Annotated in this window: 3 protein-coding genes; all 3 read left to right on the top strand. The window is 70.1% G+C overall.

What is annotated here, in order from left to right; all coding sequences use genetic code 11:
- Positions 1 to 639: formate--tetrahydrofolate ligase (locus HC022_RS26990; RefSeq protein ID WP_167454427.1), on the top strand; the 639-nt coding region annotated here is incomplete at its 5' end.
- Between the two features lie 129 nt (positions 640 to 768).
- A complete protein-coding gene (locus HC022_RS26985; RefSeq protein WP_167454426.1) occupies positions 769 to 1,065 on the top strand; it encodes a chorismate mutase in 297 nt (98 codons plus the stop codon).
- Between the two features lie 11 nt (positions 1,066 to 1,076).
- On the top strand, positions 1,077 to 1,213 hold a 137-nt coding region (locus tag HC022_RS26980), incomplete at its 3' end, for a tetrahydrofolate dehydrogenase/cyclohydrolase catalytic domain-containing protein (RefSeq protein ID WP_368484859.1).

Here is a 1,213-nt window from a genome sequence, read left to right as displayed (position 1 = left end):
CGCGGCGACGAGACCGTCAGCGCGGTGCGCGAGGGCTGCTCGAACCTCGGGCGGCACATCCAGAACCTCAAGAGCTTCGGAGTTCCCGTGGTGGTGGCGATCAATCACTTCACCGGGGACACCGAGGCCGAGATCGACGCGGTGTGCGCCTACGTGGCCGGGCAGGGAGCCGAGGCGCATCTCTGCAAGCACTGGGCCGAGGGCGGTGCCGGCATCGAGGGACTGGCGACCCGGGTGGCCGAGATCGCCGACGCCGACCGCGCCCAGTTCGCGCCGCTCTATCCCGACCAGATGCCGCTCTGGCAGAAGATCGAATGCGTGGCCGAGCGCATCTACCACGCCCACGAGGTGACCGCCGACCAGCGCATCCACGAGCAGCTCGCCCAATGGGAGGCGCAGGGCTACGGCCATCTGCCGGTGTGCATGGCCAAGACCCAGTATTCCTTCTCGACCGATCCCGGCCTGCGCGGCGCCCCCGAGGGCCACGTCGTGCCCGTGCGCGAGGTGCGGCTCTCGGCCGGGGCGGGCTTCGTCGTGGCGATCTGCGGCGAGATCATGACCATGCCCGGACTGCCGCGCCGCCCCGCGGCTGAGAAGATCCGTCTCAACGACGCGGGCGAGGTCGAGGGACTGTTCTGATCGGCGCCCGGCGGGCGCTCATCGGAACGCGAAACGCCGCAGTCGGACCTCAAAGCGCCGCGTCCGGGCGTTGATCATTCCGTTCCGCAACGGCATTAGGGACGCGACGGCAGACAAGGAGCAGGCCCGATGCGGAACCCCGAAGACCTTGGCGACATGAGTGAACTGAGGGCCGAAGTCGACGTGACCGACCGCGCGCTGAGCGCGCTCCTCGGGCACCGCGCGCGGCTGATCTCGCGCGCCGCGGCGCTCAAGGAGGGCAACGGCTGGCCGGCCCGCATCGAAGACCGCGTCGACGAGGTGATCGGCAACGCCCGCGCGAACGCCGAGACCGATGGCTACGACCCGGCTCTGGCCGAGGTCATCTGGCGCGAACTGGTGGAATGGTCGATCCGGCGCGAACAGACCGCGCTCGGGCGCGAGTGAGGGAGACCGACGTGACGGCACGGATCATCGACGGCAAGGCTTTTGCGGAGCAGGTGAGGGAGAAGGTCGCGGCGCATGTGGCGCGGCTGAAGGCGGACCACGGCATCACGCCGGGTCTGGCGGTGGTGCTCGTGGGCGAGGACCCGGC

The sequence above is a fragment of the Salipiger sp. HF18 genome (genome assembly GCF_011806505.1).
In the GTDB taxonomy this organism is placed as follows: domain Bacteria; phylum Pseudomonadota; class Alphaproteobacteria; order Rhodobacterales; family Rhodobacteraceae; genus Salipiger; species Salipiger thiooxidans.
Note: the sequence above shows the minus strand (reverse complement) of the source record. Positions and strands in the feature narration are given on the sequence as shown.